6 protein-coding genes and 1 pseudogene are annotated in these 5,524 nt (G+C 33.1%); 3 read left to right on the top strand and 4 right to left on the bottom strand.

All coding sequences use genetic code 11. The features are described 5' to 3' along the window. A partial coding sequence (locus BAMA_RS24790; RefSeq protein ID WP_034644316.1) for a hypothetical protein occupies nucleotides 1–347 on the top strand: 347 nt, incomplete at its 5' end. A 68-nt stretch (nucleotides 348–415) separates the two neighbouring features. Here BAMA_RS24790 and BAMA_RS22955 read toward each other — a convergent pair. Then, nucleotides 416–844: a DUF4879 domain-containing protein gene (locus BAMA_RS22955; protein ID WP_051759070.1), complete on the bottom strand. Its 429-nt coding sequence runs from the start codon at nucleotides 842–844 to the stop codon at nucleotides 416–418. A gap of 814 nt (nucleotides 845–1,658) precedes the next feature. Here BAMA_RS22955 and BAMA_RS22950 point away from each other — a divergent pair. Then, nucleotides 1,659–3,200 carry an SNIPE associated domain-containing protein gene (locus tag BAMA_RS22950; RefSeq protein ID WP_034644315.1) on the top strand — a complete coding sequence of 514 codons (1,542 nt, stop codon included), beginning with the start codon at nucleotides 1,659–1,661 and terminating at the stop codon, nucleotides 3,198–3,200. A gap of 279 nt (nucleotides 3,201–3,479) precedes the next feature. Here BAMA_RS22950 and BAMA_RS22945 read toward each other — a convergent pair whose 3' ends face one another. The 3 genes and pseudogenes from BAMA_RS22945 to BAMA_RS22935 all read right to left on the bottom strand — a co-directional run bounded on the left by BAMA_RS22945 (nucleotide 3,480) and on the right by BAMA_RS22935 (nucleotide 4,880). Continuing rightward, entirely contained in the window at nucleotides 3,480–3,968 is a 489-nt protein-coding gene (locus BAMA_RS22945) for a stress protein (protein ID WP_034644313.1), read from the bottom strand. A gap of 23 nt (nucleotides 3,969–3,991) precedes the next feature. Beyond that, nucleotides 3,992–4,108: pseudogene (locus tag BAMA_RS25715) on the bottom strand (excalibur calcium-binding domain-containing protein); the annotation flags it as partial. Between the two features lie 496 nt (nucleotides 4,109–4,604). Then, complete coding sequence (locus BAMA_RS22935) at nucleotides 4,605–4,880, bottom strand: DUF3986 family protein (protein WP_034644311.1); 276 nt, start codon at nucleotides 4,878–4,880, stop codon at nucleotides 4,605–4,607. Between the two features lie 393 nt (nucleotides 4,881–5,273). On the opposite strand from BAMA_RS22935, the gene BAMA_RS22925 reads away from it, so the two are divergent. Continuing rightward, on the top strand, nucleotides 5,274–5,495 hold the full coding sequence (locus BAMA_RS22925) for a hypothetical protein (RefSeq protein ID WP_034644307.1): 222 nt from the start codon (nucleotides 5,274–5,276) through the stop codon (nucleotides 5,493–5,495). Nucleotides 5,496–5,524 lie beyond the last annotated feature (29 nt).

Below are 5,524 nucleotides of genomic sequence, written 5' to 3'. Positions count from 1 at the left end.
ACACTTTATCTTCAACAGCTCAATATAAAATCCAACTTACTGATGAATTAGAAGTAAATGAATATTTAGAGTTAGATATCGATGAACAGGATAGAATTGTTGGCATAGAGGTATTTGGCCCAATTGCTTTAGAGTTATCTAAACTAGCAGGCTCTACACAGATGTATACTAAAGATGGTAATGTTTATTCTTTCCGCTTAAATGAGCAAGAAGTGAATCAAAAGTTTCATTATAAAGGGATTGATTTTTGTTTCTCAGATGAAAAATTTGAGAGTTTTGTAGGGTTAGATATTGTAGACTTAAATAAATATGATACTAGCCTTTTAGATCAAATTTTAATACCATAAAAAAACCTCCAATATTGGAGGTTTTTTTATGGTATTAATTATTACTTAGTTCAACTTCGTTAATAATTTTATTTAATTCTTAACGAAGTTGATAATGTATTGTTAGGGAAGTTAGTAGATGTATTACGATATTTAAAGGTTCCATCTTCGTGACCGGAAGCATCCCATTTAAACTCCCATCCATCCACAATGCGATCTCCATTAAAGTCTAACGACATGCGCTCTTTATCTGTTAATCGTGAAGCGTTCATCTCAGCATAACGAAGGTGCCCATATCCAACTTCTACAGTTGAAATATACAAGTAACTTCCGCCATGATCTTTAATCGTACTCAGTTGATTTTGACCAATGTATTCAACTCCACCTAACTGTGATTCTACCTTCACTACTTGTAATGAACTAAGCGGTGGTGCTGGGGCTGCGGATGCGTCAGTTGCTGCAATTCCTAAAATTGAAGTACCCAATAAAGTAAATGCTAAAGCTGTTTTCTTAAACATTTTAACCATCTCCTTTTTTGTTGTTATGCTGACAAGGAAAACATATCAAAATATTCTTGTTATTGGTAGTAGATTTACAGTTTGTTAACAAAACTTTCACATTGTAGCTTTATATAAAAATTATTAGAAAAATATAATTTAACATAAAAAAATAACCCAACTGTATTGATGGGCTTTCACATATACAAGAAACACCATTGTGCAATTTAATCCTAGCACACAATTACATTAATTTATATTTATTTACGTAATTTTTACAGTTAACTTGTCATAATGATGATACCATTAAATTGAGTCATCTTGGTTCCCGATGACAAACTACCCTAAGAAAGAGACTCTAAGAGTCTCTTTGTATTTCTCAACATACAAACACTCAAAATATGATAACATAAAGCCATAAGATAGTTTTCCGATTTCTTTGAAATATGTGCATACAGAAAAAAACACTCGTCATGAGTGTTTTTTTCTTGTTATAAAATCACCATTTTACTTTGCGGTCTATGACAACAATCCTGTCAATCCCCCTAAGTAGAGCAAAAACAGCAGTTACATAGTTTAAAACATTAGAAAAGCTAATTCTATCTTATACATGGGTATAGAATTAGCTTTTTAATATCTATTTTTCTTAGTGTGGTTTTTTTCCGAAATGCTGGCGGTACCCCGTGTAGAAAATAAAATCGTATTAATGTCCGCTAATATGTATTGTTTGATTTGGTTCCATTGCTACACATACCCCAAAATAGCTTCTTTTTATAATATGTTAGGGAGTTTATAATATAAAGATAGAAAAATAAATAAAGGAGAAAAGAAAACTATGTATAAAGAAAAATTTCTGCACTCATCATGGGTAACTGGAATTTTATTTGCTTTATGGTTCCTGATCATCCCCCCTATCATTGCAATCATCCTTATCATTAACCGAAATAAGGAAATGAAGAAAGTACAACAGGTTTGGGAAGGAAATGGATTTGACAAAGTTGTAGATGTTAAAGAGCAAATTGCCAGTCTTAGTGAAGAGTTGCAAAAGCTAACATTAGCTAAACAAGAAGTTCTAGCGGAACTTGAAACTTTCAAGCCTATTTCAGACCTAACAGAAGTAAAAAATAGCCTTTCCTCTCAAATTGATAATATGAATAAAGAAAAGGATGCCCTTGCAAAAAGAATTGAGGATGTTCAATCACTTGTAAATCTAACCGAATCTAAACAAAAATTGAGTGAGGAGATTGAAGGATTCATATCCAATAAACAAGCAATTATTCAAGAGATTGATAGTTTACAAAGAGAAGTTATCCTCCTAAAAGAGGACATACTTATGCAATCATTTGGATTTACAAATCCGAAATATGGTTTTGAAACGTCAGAGGCATTCCAAATCAAATTGAATGAGATCCGACAAAGACAAAAGAAAATGGTTAAGGACAAAGAAGCTACATTGCATAGCTTGGACTGGACAATTGGAGATGATAGAAAGAAAGGTAAGGAATTCATACTTGATACAATTAAACTTACCTTGAAAGCATTCAATAATGAATGTGATAATATCATTACAAAAGTAAAATATTCTAACCTGGAAGCAAGTGAGAAAAGGATTAAAAAGATTTTTGATGAATTGAACAAACTCACTGATATGCAACAGGTATCAATTACGCCAGGTTATTTAATATTAAAGATCGAAGAGTTGTATTTAAAGTATTCATTTGAACAAATGAAACAGGAAGAAAAAGAAGAACAGCTTGAGATAAAAGAACGCATGAGAGAAGAAGCGAAAGCATTAAAAGAGTTAGAAAAAGCAAAAGAGAAAGTGGAAAAAGAAGAAAAGCACTTCGAGCAAGCAATTGAAAAGTTAAAAATGCAAATGACTGAAACAACTGAAAAACAACAAGCAAAATTAGTTGAGAAGCTTAAAGAATTGGAAGCACAGTTGGAGCAAACGCAGAAAAATAAAGAAGATGTATTGTACAGAGTACAAAACACTCGTGCCGGTTACGTGTATATCATTTCAAATATAGGTTCATTTGGTGAAAACGTATTTAAAATCGGTATGACTCGTCGTTTAGAACCTATGGACCGTGTAAAAGAATTGGGTGATGCATCGGTTCCATTTACGTTTGATGTACATGGAATGATTTTTAGTGAAGATGCTCCTGCTTTGGAAAATGCTCTTCATCAAGCATTTGCCGATAAACGAGTGAACAAGGTAAATGCAAGAAAAGAATTCTTCCGGGTTGAGTTGGCTGAAATAGAAAATGTTGTGAAGAAAAACCACAACAAGACGGTTGAATTTACAAAGTTAGCTGAAGCTGAAGATTTCAGACAATCTATCCAACTTGAAAAGAAGCCTTTGCAAGCTGTTTAATATTTTTTCCCTTTGAATTTAATTAAAACAAATACAAAAAGAGTACCGATTGCTTAAATATATGTTTAACAAACGGGTACTCTTTTATTTATTAAAGTTTTTAAGATTGAATGCATTCTTTATGGTTCTGGAGCAAAAACTTCAAGTTATTTGAGGTCACCATATGATGTAATACAAAGTTTGAATCATCTCCACGAAAATATACCCCCTTTTTCAAAAGTAAAAGCACTCTTTCGAGCGCCTTCTTGACTTAAATCCGCTAAAATTACGTAAGTGCTGTTACTTCACTATTTTGTCCATAACTTCTTTATATTTAGCAAACTCTGCATCTTCCATATCGCCGTTCATTTGCAGTAAGAAGTTACCCTTTGCGTATGTATGAGAGAATGTCATTGGTCCAGCATTACTTAACTCATCGTAGTAAGCTTTCGCTTTCTCTAGGTTTTCAGGTTTATCAAACTCAAATAATCTACTGCCTGCACCTTCACCAAGAGCAGGGACTAGAATTCGTTTTCCTTCTTTACGGATATTACCAAACTCTTTTTGTGCTAAGTCTGTAGGGTTTTCAGCCTCTAATCCAGCAGCCTTGAACTCTTCGATTAATGTATTAACAGTAACAGGCTCTTGCTTCTTCTCTTCTTTCTTTTCAGGTTGCTCTTGTTTTGGTTTCGAATCACTTGTAGTGTTTGCTTTTTCCTCTGATCCGCACGCTGCCAACCCAGCTATTAATGCGCTACAAATTAATAAAGTTAATAATTTTTTATTCATAGTAATTCCTCCTCAATAAATTTTTATCTATCACAAGCTACTCCATCGCCATCACGATCTAACTTTCTACTATACCCTGGCTGACCTGCACGAATTGGAGCTTTTCCAGCAGCTCTTACTTCAGCGCAATTTTTATATGTAACATTCACTTCAGCGCAATTTTTATATGTAACATTCACTTCAGGCGCAGGCGTTTTAACTTCTGGTTCTGGCTTTGGCGCTTCTTCTATCACTTCAGGTTGTTCTGGAGCCTTCTCCACAACTGCTGGTTTTTCTGGTTCTTCTTTAACTTGATTAACATTTTCTTCTTTATTAGCTTCTTGTTTCACTTCTTTTTCAGGCTTAATTTCTGTTTTTTTAGCATCTTTATCAGCCTCTATAGTTGCAGCTGGTGCGATTTCTTTTGTCTGTTGTGTTGTCTTATCTTATCTTTGTCTAATAATGCACTAACGATTGTGAAAAATAAAAACACATAAAATAAAGACGCTATAAGGCCCAGTACCAGCGTTGCTGTAACCAGGGGCAGAGTAGAGGTACCGCCAGCATTTTGGAACAAAACCACGCTAAGGAAAAAAATATAATAAGCCGCCCATATGGACAGCTCATTTACATAATTCTCGTTATTGGAAGTTTTATTTAGTTGATAATCTTTGCATCACGTAACCATTTTTCAAAAAAAGCAATTCCTTCTTCAAATGACAAATCGTTAGCATAGATTACTCCAATTTTATGTCCGTATCTTGGAATATAAGGGAAATATTCAGGGACATGAACATTTTTATAGTGTTCTGGTTCAAAAAATATATCCCATTCATCTATTCCTTCTTTTTTGTAGCCTATCGCTTCTAGATCATATCCATTTTTATAATAGCCAATGTGTGCATGTTGGTGTTGTTCATATATGTTTTTCATAAAGTTGTTCCTCTTTTCTTTGGAATTTTAGTAATGGGTGTTTTTGCCCACCCTCTCGAAAAGGGGGAATAAGAAAAAAGCAAGTTTTCAAAAACCAATTAAATCCCAATACCTTTTGTAAATCCTATTATTTGAATGTATAATTTTAATTAAAAAAACCTCTAAAGGAGTAACCATCATGAAAAGTTTTCTTTCAGTAATTAGCGCAACAATCCTTTCGGCTGTCCTTTTTATCTTTAATGTCTATTCCTGTTATACTAAGTACAATGAAGGAGACACATCTTATTGGATTAGTGGCGCTGTTTCTGTAGTGTTCCTAGTCTTCTTTGTAAGTAACCTAAAAAGAGCTATTAAAGAAGACTATAAAAATTCAACAGAATAGGAGTGGTACATATGTGGAAAAAAATTATAAATTATAAATACACTTTAAAAGATTTAAAGTTTTTTCTTTGGTTCTTCCCTATCGTCGGCTTAACACATGCTTACAATCTTTTATCTGCACTTATGTTCCAAAAAGAGTTTCGTTGGATCGATATAACACTCATGGTAGTAATGATCTTGGGATTTATGGATATTAAAAAGAAACTAAAAAATAAAGATTATAGAACAGCATAATATAGTAAATTTTAAGTATATAAAAGAAA

This window comes from Bacillus manliponensis (genome assembly GCF_000712595.1).
Taxonomy (GTDB): Bacteria; Bacillota; Bacilli; order Bacillales; family Bacillaceae_G; genus Bacillus_A; species Bacillus_A manliponensis.
This window is presented reverse-complemented; position numbering and strand designations above follow the sequence as displayed.